This window comes from Acinetobacter lwoffii (assembly GCF_049367455.1).
GTDB lineage: Bacteria > Pseudomonadota > Gammaproteobacteria > Pseudomonadales > Moraxellaceae > Acinetobacter > Acinetobacter lwoffii_W.
The window spans coordinates 215,383-235,656 of record NZ_JBMPXW010000011.1; the positions used below are offsets into that span (position 1 = coordinate 215,383).

Sequence of the window (20,274 nt, forward strand, 5' to 3'; positions counted from 1 at the left end):
TAATACTGCTATTTTTTTTGTATGCTTATTTTGTGAAATGTTGATCCAGATGGCACTGTTGCAAATAGTGATTTGAGTCGATGATGTTCCCTTTAAAAAGTGCTTAGAGACCGAAAACCCTGTTGATTAGACACACTTCACCCTGAGGCTGACCATAATAAAATGACGATGCTTGTCCTTTACGTAGTGCACGCATGACTTCAATACCTTTAATTGTGGCATAAGCCGTCTTCATAGATTTGAATCCTAATGTGGCCCTGATGATTCGCTTTAACTTACCATGATCACATTCAATGACATTATTTTTATACTTAATCTGCCTGTGCTCAATATCTACTGGACATTTTCCTTCTCGCTTTAATCGTGATAAAGCATGGCCATAGGTCGCTGCTTTATCTGTATTGATGACCCGTGGAATTTGCCATTTTTTCACCGTATTGAAGATCTTTCCTAGAAAACTATAGGCTGATTTACTGTTCCGTCTAGCGGAAAGGTAAAAGTCAATCATATGACCCCGTTGATCAACTGCACGATACAGGTAAGTCCATCGCCCCTTCACTTTGATATAAGTCTCATCCATATGCCATGAATGTAAATCTGTAGGATTACGCCAATACCAGCGTAACCGTTTTTCCATTTCTGGAGCATAACGCTGAACCCAACGATAAATTGTACTGTGATCCACATTTATGCCTCGTTCAGCGAGCATTTCTTGAAGTTCACGATAGCTGATGCCATATTTACAATACCAACGAACAGCCCAAAGAATGATTTCACCTTCAAAGTGCCGACCGTGGAAGGGATTCATCTGCTGTATCTCGAAATAAATAAGATATTTAGCTTATCATGTCAGCCTATTTGCAACAGTGCCGATATACGCATTTATCATAAGTAATCGTCAGGCTATTCGTGACTCTGCGGGGTTCACGCCAAGTAAAAACATCATCTAACTCCTCAGCAGTTTCAGTAACAGTCCGGTGTAAACCCTTGGGATTAAAAGCCATCTTGGCGAACTTCTGATTGAACTGCTCAATGAAGCAGGGTAGCCAGGCATTCGCTTGCTCAATCGAACAGATGCCTTCCAGGCGCATTTCTTTGATCAGACGGTCCTGAAGCGTTCTATTGGCCCGTTCTACACGGCCTTTGGCCTGTGGTGAATTAGCGAAGATAATCTCGATATTCAGGGTGCTGAGTACGCGCCCAAACTGGGTAATCTTGGTGTCTTTCTTACTGCTTTGATTCACCCTGAAGACTGAATGTTTATCGCTGTAAAATGCCAACGGCTTACCATGCTGCTCAATATACAAACGTGTTGAAATCATATAGTCAAAGGCTGATTCTGATTCACAGAAGCGTAAATGCTGCAATTTTCCTGTGGCATCATCGATAAACACCAGCAGACAGCATTTAGGGGCTCGACCTTCAAACCAGTCATGGTGTGAGCCATCAATTTGAATCAGTTCACCATAACAGTCCCGGTTATAACGAGGCTGATACGGGCGTTTCAGATGCTTGGATCGAGGAATCCATAAATCGGCTGCAATCATCCAAGAACGTAGTGTTTCCACCGAAATGTCGAATCCATGAATGGTAGTGAGCTTTTCATGCGCTAAAGTGGGTCCGAAACCATGCAGTTGATCCGAAACAATATTGAGGCACTTGAGTCTGAGTTCTTCAGGAAGCCTGGAGTTGCTGATTTGACCACGACCGGCATGGGCTAATGCAACTGGGCCTTGAGCTTTGTATTTCTGCAGTAAGCGTCTGATCTGACGCTCTGAAATATGAAGTAACTGAGCAGCTTGGGACTGGGTTATGCGTTGATCACAGATTTCCTGCAAGACCGACAATCGTTTAAGTTCTTTATCCGACATAGTGATCAGCATTTATATTTTATATCCAGTCCATGGTGATAAAAACCATCATAAACCAGACATTTTTATTGGTGAGAATATAGATACTTTAAATGGGTTCTAACAAACACGTTTCGTATAAGGTGTATTATGTTAATTTTAGAGAAACTACTAAATTATATTGAGTTGTAAATAGTTGAAATTCTGTTAAGATATATTGGATTAAATTCTATTCCTAGATAGCATTCGTGTTGACTTATCTCTCCAAAAAACTTTGGTTTTGTTTTCTTATGGTTTTTGCCATAGGATGGAGTAGTGTGTCTGTTGCATCAGTAAAGATAATGCATATCAATATGCAAACTGAAATGAGCCAAGATCATTGTTTAGATCAAGCACAGCAAGTCACTCAACATGGTATTAATCACGAAGTACAGACGAATACCGATTGCCATAATCATTTAGCTATTAATCAGAATATAGATCATAAAAAGTGTCAGGAATGTTCTAGCTTATCCTGCCAGACACAGATCTCATGTCTTCATTCTTTGCAAAGCTCGCTAGATCCCCTAGATACCTTCTATTCTATAGATCAGCCTAATTTTTATTACCTCAACCAATATCTAAATGGGTATTGGCAAGAAATTTCACGTCCTCCTAAAACTTAACCATTTTTTTTTAAAATTTATTTATTTTTCAAAAATTAAGGTTAAGTTATGTCTCATAAAATTAGTTCGTACCTATTAGCAGGTATTTGTTTTGCATCGTCGCCTTTGGTTTTTGCCGAAGTGCGTGAATATCAGCTTGTTATTGATGAAGCAGTGGTCAGCCCAACTGGAAAGCCTGTAAAGCGCATTACCGTAAATGGTCAATTTCCTGCGCCTTTGCTTGAGTTTGAAGAGGGTGATGAAGCCATCATTCGCGTGAAAAATAATTTAAAAAACCAAGATTCTTCTATTCATTGGCACGGACTGTTGTTGCCGGGCATTATGGATGGTGTACCAGGATTTAATGGTTTTAACGGTATTAAGCCTCAAAGCGAGTATGTTTATAAATTCAAGATTCGCCAAAGCGGGACTTATTGGTATCACGCTCATTCTAAAGGACAGGAACAAGACGGCTTATATGGTTCTTTTGTGATTTATCCAAAAGGTAAAACACCATTGGCAGCACATGAAAAAGCTGAACGTGACTATGTGGTGATGTTGTCAGATTTTCATGAAAAAACCAGTGATCAAATTCAGAAAGATCTTAAAATTTCAGCTGAATATTATCAAGATCAGCGTGAAACCTTGGGTGATGTTTGGAAGCAGGTTAAACGTGATGGCATAAAAGCGACATGGTCTGACCGCAAAATGTGGAATCAGATGCGTATGCTAAAAACCGACATGTCGGATGTTACAGGTTATACCTTCCTCATTAATGGCAAAACACCTGAACAAAATTGGACAGGAATGTTTAAACCGAATGAAAAAATTCGCCTACGTTTTGTGAATGCATCTGCGATGTCTTTCTACGATGTCCGTATTCCTAACTTGAAAATGACTGTGGTTAGTGCTGATGGTCAGCCTGTGAAACCCATTTCTGTAGATGAATTCCGTATTGGTACGGCTGAAACTTATGATGTGATTGTGGAGCCAAAAGGTGGACATTATCAAATTGAAGCTGAGTCAATTGACCGTTCAGGTTATGCGATTGGTACGCTACACAATGAACTAAATCCTGTGACACACGGCATTCATATGCCGCAGCCACGTCCACGCTCGCTTTTGACTATGGAAGATATGGGACATGGTGGTGGTGATCATTCAGGAATGGATCATTCGAAAATGAACCATGGCGATATGAAAGGCACGGATCATTCACAGCATAGCGCAGTAAAACCGACTATGGAAGATATGGGACATGGTGGTGGTGATCATTCAGGAATGGATCATTCGAAAATGAACCATGGCGATATGAAAGGCACGGATCATTCACAGCATAGCGCAGTAAAACCGCAAAAAAATGATCAAGTGGTTTATGGTTGGGCAAATGCCTCTACACCTGCAGGTAATAAAGCCTTGCAATATAGCGATTTAAAATCATTAGAGCCGCAAAAAGATACTCGTGAAGCCAGCAGTGAATTGGTCGTGCGTTTGGGCGGTACTATGGAACGTTATATTTGGACCATTAACGGTAAAAAATTTAGTGATGCTGAGCCGTTAAAAGTGAAATATGGCGAGCGTATCCGTATCAAATTTATTAATGACAGTATGATGGCGCACCCGATGCATTTACACGGTATGTTTATGCAGTTGGAGAATGGTCAAGAGTCGGTAGATATGCCAAATAAACACACATTGATCGTACCACCGGGTAAAACAGTGACTGCTTTATTAACTGCGGATGAGTTGGGCGAATGGGCAATCCATTGTCATTTGTTGTATCACATGAGTGCAGGAATGATGAACAAGTTGATCGTGGCAAATGTTAGCGATGAACAAGTGTCTACAACGCCAATTCAAGGTACAAATTCGACTCAAACTCACCAAGTAACTGAGCAAAAAGGAGCTGGACATGCACATCACTAATTTTGTATTTAAAGCGTTTTTTTCTGTTGCGGTATTGAGTTTAACAAGCTTAAGTTTGGCGCACGAAGGGCATCATTCAACTGCTCAGACTGATGGAAAAAATGTACCATCAATGAATCATCAAGCGATGTCTGAGATGGATCATTCACAGCATTCTCCACAAGAGCATGCACAACACATGCAGATGATGGGGAAAATGAACCATAGTCAGATGAATCATGCACAACATCAGGCAACATCTACGGTTAATCATTTACATCATGTACCAGATGCGAATACTCAGCAGAGTTCGCATTATGATCATCGCTCAGAACACGGTGCGCAAATTTATGCGATTACGACGGTGGATAATAAGTGGTTTGTCAATGAAGATGGCACAGGCGGTTTAAAGTCAGAGTTTGAAACCCGTATTGGCACAGATGAAAATAAGGTTTTTATTAAAGTTCATGCCGATAAAGAAGAATCGCATGATGCACATTATGATGCCAAACTTTTATATAGCCGTATGATTTCAGACTTTTGGGATGCACAGATTGGTGCACGTTATCGCAGTGAAAAAGTTGAACTCGATGATCATCGCAAAGACACCGAAGAAAATGTTGATGCAGTGATTGGCTTACATGGTATGGCACCATATTTCTTTGAAACTGATGCTTATCTCTATGCAGGAGAAGACAGTTATGCGGGTTTTAGTCTAGAAACGGAACGTGATTTTCTGATTACGCAAAAGTTGATTATTCAACCTTATTTAGAGTTGGATGCGATCTTTAGTGATGACTCTAAATATGCGAAAAAAACTGGTTTAAGCAGTGCAACCGCAGGGCTTGAAACTCGCTATGAAATCAGTAAAAAGATCATGCCGTATATCGACATTGCCTATGAGTATTCAAAAGGTAATGATGAAACGTCGTGGCAAATAGAATCAAACTCTGAGAAAGGTTGGTTATATGGAGCTGGTGTTAGATTTAGATTTTAATTAATTTAATGATTACTAAATAGCTTTATTTAAATAAAACTCTAGCTTAATGTGGCCGGAAGCAAAATGTTAACTTATTTTGCTCCCTCCCTCCCATTTAACATAATAGAGCTTATACGAAACGTATATTTTAAATATATAAAAATCAGATACTTGTGTTATAGTGATAATGCTCGACGATGTCGAAAAGCTGACTTGGAAACAAGTCGGCTTTTTTTTAAACTGTTTTGATATATTCCGCCAATAAAATTGATTGTTTCTTAATCAAATTAAAACTTTCTTCAATGTTGTCAGCCTTCTCCGGTAAGAAAATATCCCCAATTTCTGCGGATAAAAAGGGGACGGTTTTTATCCGATCTTGTACGCATTTGCTTACGTCAATTCCGGCCCTTTGCGGCTATGCGGCATACTGGAATTTTTCGGCACTGTTGCAAATAGGCTGACATGATAAGCTAAATATCTTATTTATTTCGAGATACAGCAGATGAATCCCTTCCACGGTCGGCACTTTCAAGGTGAAATCATTCTTTGGGCTGTTCGTTGGTATTGTAAATATGGCATCAGCTATCGTGAACTTCAGGAAATGCTCGCTGAACGTGGAGTGAATGTTGATCACACCACAATTTATCGCTGGGTTCAGCGTTATGCTCCAGAAATGGAAAAACGTTTACGTTGGTATTGGCGTAATCCTACAGATCGACATTTATGGCATCTGGATGAAACTTACGTAAAAGTGAATGGCAAATGGGCATATCTATACCGTGCAGTTGACCAACGTGGCCATACTCTTGATTTCTATCTTTCTGCTAGACGAAATACCCATTCAGCTTATTGTTTTCTTGGTAAGATTTTGAATCATGTCAAAAAATGGCAGATTCCACGAGTCATAAACACTGATAAGGCTCATACCTATGGCCGTGCTTTGTCGCGACTAAAACAGGAAGGAAAGTGTCCTGAAGACCTGGACCATCGACAGATTAAATACAAGAATAACGTGATTGAATGTGATCATGGCAAGCTCAAACGGATCATCAAGGCTACGTTGGGATTCAAGTCTATGAAAACGGCTTATGCCACAATTAAAGGAATTGAGGTTATGCGTGCTCTACGCAAAGGACAAGCTTCATTATTTTATAACGGTAATATTCTAGGAGAAGTTTGGCTAGTAAATAGAGTTTTCGGTCTCTAAGCTTTTTTGAAGGGAAAATCATCGACTCAGATCCCTATTTGCAACAGTGCCGTTGTTAGTGGTTTGACCCACTAACAACTAACACGTTGGCTATTCATTGAGTAAATCCTAAACTCAACTAATTCTTTTATTTATCAGACAACCATTTTTCGACATTCAACGGCACATTCACGGCAAGCATCAGCACATTGCTGGCAGTGTTGATGCTCATGTTGGCTACATTCATCTGCACAGTATTCACAAGCCTTGGCACAAAGCTCACAAATTTCTTTCATAAAAGGAGATTCTTTTTGCTGCATACGAGCACAGAGCTGACAAATATCTGCACAATCTAGACAACGCTGAATACATTCTCGCATCATCTCCAGATTTTCTTCTTTTAGACAGGCATTTGCACAACTGGCACAGGTAAGGGAACAGCTCATACATGCCTTTGCGCAATCTGAAAATTGGATATCATTCATCATACTTACCTAAAGTCACTTGATTTAAGAATAAGCTAATCAAAAAAAAAGATATACACTAGGACGATTAGGTAAGGGAAAGTAAAATAGTCATAGATTTTGTTAAATGGTTTTAGATGCTGGCTTTGAGTGATTTAGCTGCTCATGTATTCAATACATATAAAAATATGATCTACTTTCATTCTTATTTTTCTATAGTTTTTCTAAAATCACCCTATGCACGTTATGTGAAGTCAAAAAACCGTAGATCTAGGATCCATGCTTCATATGATTTCCTTGATCAACCGGTTTTGAAGGGTTCTATTCGCGCGTTCTACGCGACCTTTGGCCTGTGGTGAGTTGGCAAAGATAATATCTATCTTCAACTCATTCAGAATCCGGCCAAATTGCGTGATTTTGCTGTCCTGGCTCGATTTCTGGTTCACTCGGAAAACCGAATGTTTATCGCTATAAAAGGCCAACGGCTTACCGTATTGTTCAATGTAGGCTCGGGTTGAAAACATATAGTCGAAGGTCGTTTCCGCCTCACAGAAGCGCAGATGCAACAGCTTTCCAGTGGCATCATCGATATAAACCAGCAAGCAGCACTTAGCAGCGCGTCCTTCGAACCAGTCATGATATGAGCCATCGATCTGGATTAGCTCACCGAAGCAATCCCGGTTATAACGTGTGAACCGTACCGGGTTTGTCGGAGACTTTTTATTGAAGTTAGGCCACCTGACCTAACGGGTTAATCTTATCATAGTACATTGCTTCAAAATCAAAAGGCGATACATAACCCAGTGCACCGTGTACACGCTTTTTGTTGAACCAATCTACCCAATTTAATGTCGCAAGTTGTACATCTGCTAAACCTTGCCAATCTGCTTTTAAATATTCAATCACCTCTGTTTTGTATAAGCCATTCACCGTTTAAGCCAAAGCAATATCATATGAATCACCAGTCGTACCGACTGATGCTCGTAAATTTGCTGCCTCTAAACGATGACATTGTTGTCAAAATGCAGGGTATTGGTGGCTCCCCTCAGGGGCATAATTTGCTGAAGCCTAAGTTACTACTAAAAAATTAAAAAATCTTAAAAAAATAGGAGCTTATAGCTCCCATTTTTTGTTAGCTTTCTAAGTCCCTATGTTAATTTGAAGAATACTTCATCATAACGTCCGAATACAGCTATATTTTTTTGATTTCTACAATATCACTTGATTCAATTAGCGATTGGATATTATCAAATAAACTTTGAATATAATCAGACGCTATATGGATATCTAAATCCTCCCTGCTACGCCATTCTTCTAAGAAGAAATATCTACTCGAGTCATTTTCGCTAATATAAAGCTCATATTTCAAGCATCCTTCTTCTTGAAGCGTAGGCTCTATTACACTTTGTAAAAGCGCTTCTAACCTCTCTTTTTGATCTGATTTTGCCTTAAAGTTCGCAATTACTGAAATAGTCATTATTTCACCTTTAATTTGTTTTAGAAGTTTTCTAGTACAATTTTGCCTTTTGACTTACCTGATTCAAGCAACTTATGCGCCTTCTCCAAGTTTGCAGCGTTAATTTTTCCTAGATTTTGGTTGAGAGTACTTCTAATTTTTTGCTGGTCAACTAATTGGGCAACCTGTTGCAATAGATCACCTTGCTTTTCAATATCATCGGTTTCATACATTGAACGGGTGAACATCAACTCCCAATGGATAGAAATAGATTTAGTCTTAAACGGCATAATATCAAATGTTTGTGGATCATCGATCAATCCAAGCTTGCCTTGTGGTGCAATCAGAGAAACTATTTGCTTGATATATGTTTCTGTATGATTTGTAGAGAATACATACTTTGGTTTTTCAATGCCTAGTGTCTCGATTTGTGCATTTAAATCTTTGCTATGATCAATGACATGGTCGGCACCAAGTGATTCCACCCAAGATTTCGTTTCTTCACGTGAAGCTGTTGCTATAACGGTCAGATTTGTTTTTGCTTTTAGGAGTTGGATAGCGATTGATCCTACACCGCCTGCACCACCAATAATTAAAATACTGCCAACTTCTGTTTCTGAAATTTGAAACCGATCAAACAGCATTTCCCATGCCGTTATTGCAGTTAATGGCAATGCTGCTGCTTCTGCATTAGATACTGTAATGGGTTTAAGACTGATAATTCGTTCATCGACTGCTTGAAACTCAGCATTACTACCATCTCGGGTTAAATCGCCAGCATACCAAACAGAATCTCCTACTTTAAACGAGGTAACTTTTGAGCCAACTTCAATAATTTCCCCAACGGCATCCCAACCTAAAATACGATTATTTGCTTCAGACGAATTTTTTCTCACTTTGGTATCAACTGGATTCACAGAGATTGCCTGAACTTTTACCAGTACATCACGCTCCTTAAGCGTAGGCTTCGCTTTTTCAATATCTACCAATGAATTTTTAAAATCATCATGGTTATTGATAACATACGATACGGCTTTCATAGATTTGTCCTTAACTTTAAAAATATAGTAAAAATGGGAGCGAGGTGCTCCCATTTTTTGTTATTCAATAATTAAAACTCTTGGCTAGTTGGGCGTAAAACAATTTCATTAATATCTACATCCGCAGGCTGTTCAATTGCATAAGCAATTGCTCGAGCGACTGAGTCAGCTGGTATGGCTTGTTTGTAGAAATCAGTAACAAACTCTGAACTTTCTTTATGAGAAGAACCGAATTTTAGTTCTGACTCAATTGCACCAGGCTCAATAGTAGTCGTTCTAATTGTTCCCCCAACTTCATGACGAAGTCCTTCAGAGATGGCTCTTACAGCAAACTTAGTACCGCTATAAACAGTACCTCCTGGACTAAATACTTTTATCCCTGCAACAGATGCGAGATTAATAAAGTGTCCAAAGTTTTGTTTTTGGAAAACAGGTAGGGTAGCTGCTATACCATAAAGAACACCTTTGATATTAATGTCGATCATACGATCCCATTCATCAACTTTTAGCTCACTTAATGGTGCAATAGACATTAATCCAGCATTGTTTACCAATACATCGATTTGACCAAATACGCTTAATGCCTTTTCAATAAGTGCTTGTACTTCATGTGGTTTGGTTATATCCATACCAATAAATTCAGCTTGACCACCTTCAGCACGAATGTCGTGAACAATAGCCTGTAATTTTTCAGTACGTCTAGCACCAAGTACAACCTTTGCACCTTTTTTAGCAAGTAAGCGAGCAGTAGCTTCACCTAAACCACTACTTGCACCAGTGATAACAATAACTTTATTTTCTATATTATTCATACAAGTAACCTTCAACCTATCTGTCAATCATATTTGATGGATTAAGTATTACAGCCTTGTTAGGTATAATAAATGAATAATATTATCTTTCAAAATTCCTATTTACGGAATAATTACCATAACACAGGATTGGACATGCAGAACAAATTGGAAATGATGCGTATCTTTTGTGTCGCAGCAGAGTCTCGAAATTTTAAAGAGGCAGCAACTCAGCTGGGTATTTCCCCGCAGGTAGTGACACGGGCAATAAAAGAGCTAGAAGAGCAGCGCGGAGAGATTCTGTTCTACAGGAGTACTCGACAAATTAAAATTACCGCTGATGGTGAGCGTCTGGCAAAGCAAGCACGTTTTGCGGTGGGATCGATCGATGCTTTGTTTGTAAAAGACACCAAGGAAAAACGAGATGAAATGCGTGGGACTGTCCGTCTTACTGTGTCGTCTGTGTTAGGGCGTAAATTGGTAGTACCTGCACTAGCAGAATTTGCCACACGTTATCCAGATATTGTCGTGGATTGTGTGCTCACAGATTCACACTCGGATGTGATCGATGAGCGGATAGATATCGGGATCAGATTTGGATTTTTGCCGGACAATCGATATGTGGCAAGGGAATTGGCTAAAGTGAACTTTTATTCTGTGGGTACGCCAGAGTTAATTGATAAGGTCGGAATGCCTAAAAAAATTATTGACCTTGATAAATACCCTCTAACAGCACTATTCGATCATAAAACAGGGCGTTACTGGCCATGGACATTCACCGAAAGTCGAAGCTTCACGCCATCAAAGCCTCGTTTTATTACAGATGATCTAGAAGCTGAATTTCAAGCTATTCTCGCTGGAGTTGGATTCGGACACATGCCTGGATTTCTAGTTTTGCCGTGGCTTAGGAGTGGTAAGCTCATTCAGATACTTCATGAGGAAACCTCTCCCGTTTGGCGCCTGTATTTATATCGTCCACAGCGGGGCCCGACACCTTTGCGAATCCGAGCATTGTTTGATTACTTAGCGGAAGTGTTGGGCCATATAGAAACCTGAATCAGATGGAACTAACCTTTTTTCTAGAAAGTAGAAATCAGATAAGACCATCATGTATTTAGAGTAATTACAATTTTTCCTATTTGCTGATTTGATTCAAGATAGCGCTGAGCGTCATGCATGTCCTCAAAGTTAAAGCAACAGTCGATCACTGGACGAAGATATCCTGCACCTATACTGCTAAGAATAAATCGTCTGGCTTGCTCCCTTAGAACAGGATCATGGAGAACCTCAAGGAACAAAAAACCTCGCATGGTTAAGCTCTTGCGTAATGCAACTTTAAGGGGAAATGGTGTGATCTCCGGGCTAAGTGCACCATGCATAACCATAGTTCCTCCCACAGACATCGCTTTTGCAATCTGTTCAATATGTGGCCCTCCTACAGCATCGAAGGCGACATCAAGATATTCTCCACCCAAACGTGAAACAAGCGCCTCATACAAATCTGGTTCATCTTCACTGGCTATAACATTTTTAACACCGAGATCCAGTAAACGTTGCTTTTTCTCTATCGTTTGTGTACTTGCAATGACCTTAGCACCCGCTGCTTCAGCTATCTGTATCGCAGCTAGTCCTACGCTACTTGAAGCTGCTGTGATCAAGATCGTTTTGCCTTTCGAAACTCCACCAGCATGGATTACACCACCCCAAGCCGTCAAATACTGCATCCAGATTGAAGAAGCTTCTTCCCAGCTTAAACTATCGGGTTTGTGAACTAAAAAAGTTTCTGGAATCAGAAGCTTGTCCGTATATGTCCCATATTTGGCTAGATTGTCAGTCGGAAGAATCGATACTGCATCTCCTGGAGAAAATTGGCGTACACCTTCACCTATTGCCAGAACTATGCCTGCTCCCTCATATCCCAGACGAGAAGGGAATGCTGCCTTTTGAATATAAGTACCACGCCGAAACATTACATCAGCCCGGTTGAGTCCGATCGTTTTCATCTGGATTAGAACTTCTCCTGCTGCTGGTAAAGCAACAGGAAGTGTTTCTAATGTCAGAACATCTGTATCTCCAATACTATTGAAGCGCCAAGTCTTGGCCTGAAGTGCGTTAAATGACATCAATCACGACCTTAATATTGGCAGAGCGATCTTGAACAGCATCATGAGCCTCAATCGCTTGGTCTAGAGTAAAATGACGAGGATCAACAATAGGACGCAGTTTACCTTCCTCAACAAGACGAGTAGCGATCTTAAGGATATCACCATGATGAGCACGGCGATTGCCTGTTAACATCGGCATTAGGACGAATACGCCAGACACTGTGGCACAACGTAGAGATGAACTCGCTAAATTATGATTACCAAATGCAGCACAGCTGGTAATGTGGCCATAGTGAGTTGTCATGGAAAGTGAAGCTTCGAGTACTGGACCACCCACAGTGTCGTAAACAATGTTAAAACCTTGACCCTCAGGGCTTGCAGCAATAATGTCATCGGAAGATGCTGTTGTGTAATCGAGAGGTGTTGCACCGAGTTCTGAAATCAGTGATTGATCAGCTGTACGACCAGTCGCCCAAACATTTGCATCAAGTGATTTTGCAAGCTGAACAACCATATAACCAACGCCACCAGCACCACCCTGAACCAGTACAGTTTGCCCTGGTTGGACCTTCGCGTTATCCACTAAACCTTCCCAAGCGGTGAGAAACGTCAATGGTAGTACTGCTGCCTCGCGCATAGAGATATTCCGTGGCTTTAATGCGATCAGATCAGCATCTACGACAACATATTCTGCTAAAGATCCTTGAAGACCACGAACGCCACCAATCAGACCGTAAACTTCATCCCCGACGTTGAAGTCGGTGACACCTTCACCAACAGCAGTTACAACCCCAGCCATATCTGTTCCCAACACGGCAGGAAGCTCTGGCATAGCATATGGTGCTTCACCAAGACGAATTTTATAATCAATAGGGTTTACACCACTAGCATGAATACGTACCAGAACTTGCCCAGCCTCAGGGTAAGGTATAGGGAGTTCTACACGTGTAAATTCATGATCACCAAAATTTTCTAAGATAAGAGCATTCATCATCTTATTCATAATTGTTCCTTATTTTTAACTGGGGGATGATGTGCACAGTACCAAAGTAAATTAATCCGATAAATGATATTTATAGGATTTAATAATTCCTAAATAATGAATAATAAATATCATCCGCTCACTAAAAATATTCTAGTACAGTCTGTAAAGGCAGTTTAATCTAAACTGTCGGTAGTATTTTCAAGGCTTGAAACGTTCAAAATATCTACAAAGTGGCTAAAATTTGAAACATAATTCTAAAAGGTCACAGCATTACAAAGAACATGAGACAAAATAAAAAATGGGAGCTAAAAGTCCCATTTTTTTTGTGACTTTCGCATAAGCTCTATGATGTTAATTTAAAAAAACTAAAAACAGGGATAGAAAATTTTCGCTAAAGATCTTTTTAATTTTCGATTTATAAAAAATATTGCTTTTTTATACTATGGGGTACTATAGTATAAATGCTAGCAAATAAGGAGGTTTGATGCCTAATCAGGTTGACGACAAAAAAAAGATTCTTCTACGCGTCAGAAAGATCAAAGGTCAGACGCAAGCGATTGAAAAAGCGTTAGAAGATAATGTGGAATGTGGTGCAATTCTGCAACAAATATGCTCTGTGCGTGGTGCTATTAATGGTTTAATGAATGAAATGTTGGAGGTTCATTTAAAGGACACATTAGTATCAGGTGAAACCACAGAACAACAACGAAAAGAAGAATTGGCTGAAATCGCCAAGATTCTAAAATCATATTTAAAGTAGATCTGTATAAGGAATTATTCCATGAAGTCACGTGCTGCCGTTGCGTTTGGTCCTGGTCAACCTCTTCAAATTGTTGAAGTTGATGTTGCACCACCGAAGAAAGGTGAAGTATTAATTAAGATCTCCCATACCGGTGTGTGTCATACAGACGCATTTACTTTATCTGGCGATGATCCTGAAGGTGTTTTTCCCGCTATTCTCGGGCATGAAGGTGCTGGTGTTGTAGTTGAGGTTGGTGAAGGCGTGACTAGCGTCAAACCAGGTGATCATGTTATTCCACTTTACACTGCTGAATGTGGCGAGTGCGTATTCTGTAAATCTGGAAAATCGAACTTGTGTATTTCCGTTCGCGAAACTCAAGGTAGAGGCGTAATGCCAGATGGTACCACTCGTTTTTCCTACAATGGTCAACCGATTTACCACTATATGGGCTGCTCAACGTTCAGTGAATACACGGTAGTGGCAGAAGTATCATTGGCTAAAATCAATCCTGAAGCCAATCACGAACATGTCTGCTTACTGGGTTGTGGGGTAACAACGGGTATCGGTGCAGTACATAACACGGCTAAAGTACAAGAAGGTGATAGTGTTGCGGTCTTTGGTTTAGGTGGTATTGGTTTGGCAGTCGTACAAGCCGCACGTCAAGCTAAAGCAGGGCGTATTATTGTGGTTGACATGAATCCAGATAAATTTGCGCTGGCAAAAGAGTTTGGTGCAACGGACTTCTTGAACCCTAAAGATTACGATAAACCAATCCAGCAAGTAATTGTCGAAATGACTGGCTGGGGTGTAGATCATTCATTTGAGTGTATTGGTAACGTGAATGTGATGCGTGCAGCCCTTGAAAGTGCACACCGTGGCTGGGGACAATCCGTAATTATTGGTGTAGCTGGCGCAGGTCAAGAAATCTCTACCCGTCCATTCCAACTGGTTACTGGTCGTAGATGGTTAGGTTCTGCCTTTGGTGGGGTAAAAGGTCGTACGCAACTTCCAGGAATGGTTGAAGATGCCATGAAAGGTAAAATTCAATTAGAACCATTTGTGACACACACCATGGGCTTGGATCAGATCAATGAAGCCTTTGATCTAATGCATGAAGGTAAGTCAATTCGTACTGTAATTCATTACGAATAATTCCGTCAGACCTTATACTTTTCCATGCATGTGAATCATGATTGACATGCATGGAATCCTCTAAAACGGCACATCATCTGTAAAACAGATCTATCTATGTATCCATCATGTATAGGTTCAACAAACCTGCCTACATTTTAAATCTTTATCAGTATTCTCTGTGGAGAATGTCAAACTCTTTGTTTACTCGATTTCTCATGAAGTCTTGCTCAACATAGGTAATTGATTATGGAAATAATTGAGAAACATGCTTCTTTTGGTGGATCGCAAGAAGTGTATCGCCATCAGTCAATAGCATTAAACTGTTCAATGAAATTCTCAATATATCTGCCACCTCATGACAAAGATGAGAAGTTGCCAGTTTTATATTGGTTATCAGGACTGACTTGCAACGAACAGAACTTTATTACTAAAGCCGGAGCACAAAAGTATGCGGCTGAACATAAAGTCATTATTGTTGCACCAGATACCAGCCCACGTGGAGAGGATGTACCAGATCATGCAGATTATGATTTAGGCCAAGGCGCAGGATTCTATGTGAATGCAACACAAGCACCCTGGTCACAGCATTTCAAAATGTATGATTATATTGTGGAAGAGCTCAGAAATCTGATTGACCTGAATTTTCCGACCAACCAAGTCCAAAGCATTATGGGGCATAGCATGGGTGGTCATGGTGCATTAGTAATTGGTTTAAAAAACCCTGAGCTGTATAAAAGTATTTCTGCTTTTGCACCAATTGTTGCACCTAGCCAAGTACCTTGGGGGAAAAAGGCTTTTACACACTACCTAGGTGAAACCGAAACTTTATGGAAAAGCTATGATGCGATTGAATTAATCATAAACGATGAAGTTCATTTACCTATTTTAGTCGATCAGGGAACAGCTGATGATTTTCTTGAAGAACAGTTAAGACCTAAGCTTCTTAGTGATATTTGTTTGGAACAAGAATATCCTCTTACACTTAACCTAAGAGAAGGGTATGACCATAGCTATTACTTCATTGCGAGCTTTATAGAGAAACATATAGAGTTTCACAGCAAATTCCTAGCTAAATAACTTTCATAGATATGAAGATGTGCATGTTGTTCTTGAATGCTTCTTGAGCAATATAACTTCCAGATGAAGAGGTCAGCTTATAAATCTAAGGTAGAGTCAATTGATCCTTATATAACTAAGATTGAATTTAATCATCTCATATCTTGATTTTTTGATTCAAATGTTAATGATATTAACTTGAATAAATTCATAGCATTATGTCGAAATAAAAACCTAAATTTTGGCTCAGCTATGGGATGTTTTTTAACTTTTATACAACAAAACTTTCTGACATGCATACATTAGCAATGACAGAATCAGTTTGAATTCTAATCAATTGTGGAGTTTTAGTCATGCTTAAAACAGCTTTATATGTCCGTCTTGAAGCTAAACCGGGTAAAGAAGACGAAGTGGAAGCTTTCCTTAAAGCCGGTTTACCTATTGTAATGGAAGAACCTGCGACAGTTGCGTGGTTTGGCTTACGTCTTGGACCTACAACATTTGGTATTTTTGATGCATTTCCTGATGAGGCGGGTCGCCAAGCACATTTATCTGGCAAGGTTGCAGCTGCGTTGATGGCTCAGGCCGAAGAGCTATTTTCAGAGCCACCGTCTATTGAAAAAGTAGATGTTTTGGCGAGTAAACTACCAGCTTAAACCGACGCTTAAATGTATAAATGTGCTGCCTGAAATTTTGAATGAAAGGCAGCACTTCAACCCTGTGAGGTTTGTCAGAGGCTTTTTATTCAAGTTGGGCTACTTTATTTAATGGCTTAATCTCATCATTTACATGGGTCAATATCCAAAACAGGGTAAATAAACGAATGCAGCTATGTACATGCTTTATATTGAACCAATCTATCTAATTTACTGAACCGTACCGGGTTTGTTGGAGACCAACTTTCCTGAGATGAGAAGCATTGCTTCGCACGACGTAGCGAAGCGTAGTGTTCCGATGAAAAAAGTAAAATATACCCCTGAAATCAGAGATAGAGCGGTTCAATTATTGATTGACTACCAAGACGGTATCTCAGGTGAGTGACTTTACGTATATTCAAACAAATTCAGGCTGGGTCTATACCGCCTTTATTATTGATGTGTTTTCACGAGCAATTGTTGGATGGAAAGTATCAACACGTATGAATACAGATATGGTGCTTGATGCATTAGAACAAGCTTTGCATGATCGAGGTATGCCAAAGAATGTAATTCATCATTCCGATAGAGGTGTGCAATATCTTTCCATTCGCTATACCAATCGTCTAGAAGCAGCAAATTTACGAGCGTCAGTCGGTACAACTGGTGATTCATACGATAATGCTTTGGCTGAAACAGTGAATGGCTTATACAAAACAGAGGTGATTGAATATTTAAAAGCAGATTGGCAAAGTTTAGCAGATGTACAACTTGCGACATTAAATTGGGTAGATTGGTTTAATAAGAAGCATGTACACAGTGCACTGGGTTATGTATCGCCTTTTGAGTTTGAAGCAATGTACTATGATAAGATTAACCCGTTAAGTCAGGTGGCCTAACTTAAATAAAAAAATCTCCGATAAATCCGGTAAGGTTCAAAATGCGATTTATGGCTTTTTTATGTAAAAAAAAGTAATATTTGTTTTATTGTTAAATTATAACAATTAGTATAAATACACCTATGATTTACAGATGAAAAAGGTAGTTAAATGAAATATTTTTTAAGTTTAACTTTGTTAGTTTTAGCAATGACTGGGTGTACTTCGAGTCCAAAGACTGAAACTTTACAAGATAAGGCTACAAGCAATACTTCAGCTGATACGCAGGTCCTTAAATTTTCTGGTCCGAATGGTTTATTAATTTTTCTGAAATCATCGGATAACTTTGAAACTGCTTTAATGACTGATAACTCAGGCATGGTATATCGTTTAAAGCAAACAGTTGCTGGTAGTGGTATTCGTTTAGCTAATAATAATGGAGTTTCAATTCACTTTAAACGTGGTGAAGGGGTTGTTGAATTTGTAAAAGACCAGCCAATCAGCATTACTGAAGTAAAATAATAAGGTTTAAACTTTAAGAAAACCCCACACCATAATCTGCATACCGAAAGTTGGACACTATTCCTTGAAATGTGGTCAAACATGATCAAGGACTAATTCGCACTCTGTTAATGGGTGAATTCAAACATGAGGTGCGACAGTTTCAAAAGCCTTATGATAATCTGTGTGATTCATAGACATCACTTCAATATAATGGGTGTCTATGAACAGAGAAATTCAACAAAGACTCGTATGGGTTAAATTATTTGAAGAGACCAATAATGCTGGCCTGGTTTGTCGGAGATGTGGCATTTCTAGACCAACTTTACGCAAGTGGTAGAAACGATATTCTGAACAAGGTATTGATGGATTAAGTAGTCATAGTAAATGTCCCTTAAAATCGCCAAATACTAAAATCAATGCTGAGCTAGAAGCTTTAATATTGGAAATGCGCTCAGCTAGAAATCTTGGTGCTCGACGTTTGCAAACCGAATTAATGAGCTGCACGGAGTCTCGTTGTCCTTGGCGACTATCCATAAAGTACTATCCACCCATTAAGTCAAACCGATTAAAAAATTCCGTCGTAAAGTAGATTACATTTGTTATGAACGTCCATTACCAGGCGATAGAATTCAAATGGATACCTGTAAACTGGGTCCTGGACTATATCAGTACACATCTATCGATGACTGCACACGATATCGCGTTTTAAGGATATATAAACGCCGAACAGCTGCGAATACACTCGACTTTTTAACTGTGTAATTGAAGAAATACCTTTTTTCATACAGCGAATACAGACCGATCGTGGACGAGCATTCTTTGCTGAAAAAGTACAGAAAAAATGATGCAGTATGGAATCAAATTTAGGCCAAATAAACCGGGTTCACCTCATCTGAATGGCAAGGTAGAGCGCTCACAAAAGACTGATAAATCTGAGTTCTACGCTACTGTAGATATCGATTCAGAGGAAATTCAGAGCAAACTGGCAGAATGGCAGCATTACTATAACTGGATGAAACCACATTCGGCTTTGAAAGGTAAAACACCGATGGAAAGGTACTTTGAATTATGTGAAGAAACTCCTTTCTTAGATGAAGTCCAGAAGCAATACGACCCCTCAAATGAACGGATTCAACATGCCAATTACAAGATGTATTTAGAGATTGCTAAATTGAAACGATCTCTATGAATTACGTATCTATATCATTTTTATTAATATAAAAACATATATGTAAAAATCACGCCCCGTTTAACTGGCAATAGTTTTTGAACCCTGGTATAAAAGCTTAAAAAAATCTAGCAAGTCTTTATTTAATGTTAATACTCATCCAGTATTGAGGTTTTTTATCTTTTCTTGCCTGTGATCTAGGTTGTAATACTCTAATTTCATACTCACCTGAAGCAGGTAAAATATAAATACCCTTATCATCAAGCTCTGGAGAATATTCTCCAAGATTGATGGAGTCTTTTAATTGATTACCCCATAAGTAAGCTTCAACATTTCCTCCAGTCAACTTCACTTTTAACTTTTGCCCTTTTTTAGCATAAAATTTGTAGGAATCATACTTGTATCCATCTATCCTTCCGTAATAATTTGCAGGGTGAGCTTTTTTAGCAAACTTAACTACAATAGTCTTTCGTATATCATTGTTATCATTTGCAAGTACGACAGGGCTAACTATAGTTAAAGTTAGGGCTATCAAAGCGCCAGCTAGTAATTTCGTATTCGCTATTTCCATAATAAGGTTACCCTAATTCTTGTATCGCTCCTGACATAATAACATAACTAATAAGTAACCATGAATGATGGAGCAGAAATGTGAATAGTCATAACATGGGGTTGCACTTCAAATGCCAATTTAAGACTTGCAAAATCAATGGTTAATTAATTGGTTACTAGGAAATAACCAATCTAAATAT

The 20,274-nt window shown here is 39.3% G+C and carries 18 protein-coding genes and 5 pseudogenes; 12 read left to right on the forward strand and 11 right to left on the reverse strand.

All coding sequences use genetic code 11. The annotated features are described in order from the left end of the window. Window positions 1–103 precede the first annotated feature (103 nt). Together ACO1B7_RS18070 and ACO1B7_RS18075 are read right to left on the reverse strand one after the other, a co-directional pair. Window positions 104–808, reverse strand: coding sequence for an IS6 family transposase (locus ACO1B7_RS18070; protein ID WP_423090459.1), 705 nt, complete (start codon window positions 806–808; stop codon window positions 104–106). Between the two features lie 64 nt (window positions 809–872). Beyond that, a pseudogene (locus ACO1B7_RS18075) lies at window positions 873–1,871 on the reverse strand (ISNCY family transposase); the annotation flags it as partial. Window positions 1,872–2,167: 296 nt separating this feature from the next. Here ACO1B7_RS18075 and ACO1B7_RS18080 point away from each other — a divergent pair. From ACO1B7_RS18080 to ACO1B7_RS18095, 4 genes are all read left to right on the forward strand, one after another. Then, on the forward strand, window positions 2,168–2,515 hold the full coding sequence (locus ACO1B7_RS18080) for a hypothetical protein (RefSeq protein ID WP_081401042.1): 348 nt from the start codon (window positions 2,168–2,170) through the stop codon (window positions 2,513–2,515). Between the two features lie 48 nt (window positions 2,516–2,563). Next, window positions 2,564–4,420, forward strand: a complete 1,857-nt coding sequence (locus tag ACO1B7_RS18085) for a copper resistance system multicopper oxidase (protein ID WP_312329284.1) — start codon at window positions 2,564–2,566, stop codon at window positions 4,418–4,420. Next, window positions 4,407–5,396: a copper resistance protein B gene (locus ACO1B7_RS18090; protein WP_312329285.1), complete on the forward strand. Its 990-nt coding sequence runs from the start codon at window positions 4,407–4,409 to the stop codon at window positions 5,394–5,396. Before ACO1B7_RS18085 ends, ACO1B7_RS18090 begins: the two co-directional genes overlap by 14 nt. A 484-nt stretch (window positions 5,397–5,880) precedes the next feature. Next, window positions 5,881–6,585, forward strand: coding sequence for an IS6-like element IS1007 family transposase (locus ACO1B7_RS18095; RefSeq protein WP_001067793.1), 705 nt, complete (start codon window positions 5,881–5,883; stop codon window positions 6,583–6,585). A 134-nt stretch (window positions 6,586–6,719) separates the two neighbouring features. On the opposite strand, the gene ACO1B7_RS18100 is transcribed toward ACO1B7_RS18095, so the two are convergent. From ACO1B7_RS18100 to ACO1B7_RS18125, 6 genes and pseudogenes are all read right to left on the reverse strand, one after another. Further along, window positions 6,720–7,049, reverse strand: coding sequence for a four-helix bundle copper-binding protein (locus tag ACO1B7_RS18100; protein WP_016804323.1), 330 nt, complete (start codon window positions 7,047–7,049; stop codon window positions 6,720–6,722). Window positions 7,050–7,318: 269 nt separating this feature from the next. Continuing rightward, window positions 7,319–7,717, reverse strand: a pseudogene (locus tag ACO1B7_RS18105) (transposase family protein); the annotation flags it as partial. 40 nt (window positions 7,718–7,757) lie between these two features. Then, window positions 7,758–8,036 (reverse strand): annotated as a pseudogene (locus ACO1B7_RS18110) (integrase core domain-containing protein); the annotation flags it as partial. Between the two features lie 184 nt (window positions 8,037–8,220). Then, window positions 8,221–8,505, reverse strand: a complete 285-nt coding sequence (locus tag ACO1B7_RS18115) for a putative quinol monooxygenase (RefSeq protein WP_312329279.1) — start codon at window positions 8,503–8,505, stop codon at window positions 8,221–8,223. A gap of 20 nt (window positions 8,506–8,525) precedes the next feature. Continuing rightward, the gene (locus tag ACO1B7_RS18120) at window positions 8,526–9,524 is read right to left on the reverse strand and encodes a zinc-binding alcohol dehydrogenase family protein (protein WP_004682270.1); all 999 of its coding nucleotides are present in this window, start codon (window positions 9,522–9,524) and stop codon (window positions 8,526–8,528) included. A gap of 71 nt (window positions 9,525–9,595) precedes the next feature. Then, window positions 9,596–10,336: an SDR family oxidoreductase gene (locus tag ACO1B7_RS18125; protein ID WP_312329280.1), complete on the reverse strand. Its 741-nt coding sequence runs from the start codon at window positions 10,334–10,336 to the stop codon at window positions 9,596–9,598. Between the two features lie 135 nt (window positions 10,337–10,471). Between ACO1B7_RS18125 and ACO1B7_RS18130 the strand changes: the two genes are divergently transcribed. Then, window positions 10,472–11,371, forward strand: a complete 900-nt coding sequence (locus ACO1B7_RS18130; RefSeq protein ID WP_088458585.1) for a LysR family transcriptional regulator — start codon at window positions 10,472–10,474, stop codon at window positions 11,369–11,371. A gap of 50 nt (window positions 11,372–11,421) precedes the next feature. On the opposite strand, the gene ACO1B7_RS18135 is transcribed toward ACO1B7_RS18130, so the two are convergent. Next, window positions 11,422–12,438 (reverse strand): zinc-dependent alcohol dehydrogenase family protein, encoded by a 1,017-nt coding sequence (locus ACO1B7_RS18135; protein WP_312329282.1) that lies wholly within the window; start codon window positions 12,436–12,438, stop codon window positions 11,422–11,424. Beyond that, a complete protein-coding gene (locus tag ACO1B7_RS18140) occupies window positions 12,428–13,423 on the reverse strand; it encodes a zinc-dependent alcohol dehydrogenase family protein (RefSeq protein ID WP_312329283.1) in 996 nt (331 codons plus the stop codon). Before ACO1B7_RS18140 ends, ACO1B7_RS18135 begins: the two co-directional genes overlap by 11 nt. 466 nt (window positions 13,424–13,889) lie before the next feature. Between ACO1B7_RS18140 and ACO1B7_RS18145 the strand changes: the two genes are divergently transcribed. The 7 genes and pseudogenes from ACO1B7_RS18145 to ACO1B7_RS18175 all read left to right on the forward strand — a co-directional run bounded on the left by ACO1B7_RS18145 (window position 13,890) and on the right by ACO1B7_RS18175 (window position 19,543). Beyond that, window positions 13,890–14,165 (forward strand): metal/formaldehyde-sensitive transcriptional repressor, encoded by a 276-nt coding sequence (locus ACO1B7_RS18145; RefSeq protein WP_005105873.1) that lies wholly within the window; start codon window positions 13,890–13,892, stop codon window positions 14,163–14,165. Window positions 14,166–14,186: 21 nt separating this feature from the next. Further along, window positions 14,187–15,299: an S-(hydroxymethyl)glutathione dehydrogenase/class III alcohol dehydrogenase gene (locus ACO1B7_RS18150; RefSeq protein WP_005105874.1), complete on the forward strand. Its 1,113-nt coding sequence runs from the start codon at window positions 14,187–14,189 to the stop codon at window positions 15,297–15,299. A 228-nt stretch (window positions 15,300–15,527) separates the two neighbouring features. Then, entirely contained in the window at window positions 15,528–16,358 is an 831-nt protein-coding gene (fghA, locus tag ACO1B7_RS18155; protein ID WP_312328970.1) for an S-formylglutathione hydrolase, read from the forward strand. A 332-nt stretch (window positions 16,359–16,690) separates the two neighbouring features. Further along, complete coding sequence (locus ACO1B7_RS18160) at window positions 16,691–16,993, forward strand: putative quinol monooxygenase (RefSeq protein WP_000920558.1); 303 nt, start codon at window positions 16,691–16,693, stop codon at window positions 16,991–16,993. A gap of 377 nt (window positions 16,994–17,370) precedes the next feature. Then, window positions 17,371–17,871, forward strand: a pseudogene (locus tag ACO1B7_RS18165) (IS3 family transposase); the annotation flags it as partial. A gap of 150 nt (window positions 17,872–18,021) precedes the next feature. After that, window positions 18,022–18,372 (forward strand): hypothetical protein, encoded by a 351-nt coding sequence (locus ACO1B7_RS18170; protein WP_004281821.1) that lies wholly within the window; start codon window positions 18,022–18,024, stop codon window positions 18,370–18,372. 202 nt (window positions 18,373–18,574) lie between these two features. Next, window positions 18,575–19,543 (forward strand): annotated as a pseudogene (locus ACO1B7_RS18175) (IS481 family transposase). A gap of 118 nt (window positions 19,544–19,661) precedes the next feature. Here ACO1B7_RS18175 and ACO1B7_RS18180 read toward each other — a convergent pair. Further along, a complete protein-coding gene (locus ACO1B7_RS18180; protein WP_253102531.1) occupies window positions 19,662–20,093 on the reverse strand; it encodes a PPC domain-containing protein in 432 nt (143 codons plus the stop codon). Window positions 20,094–20,274 lie beyond the last annotated feature (181 nt).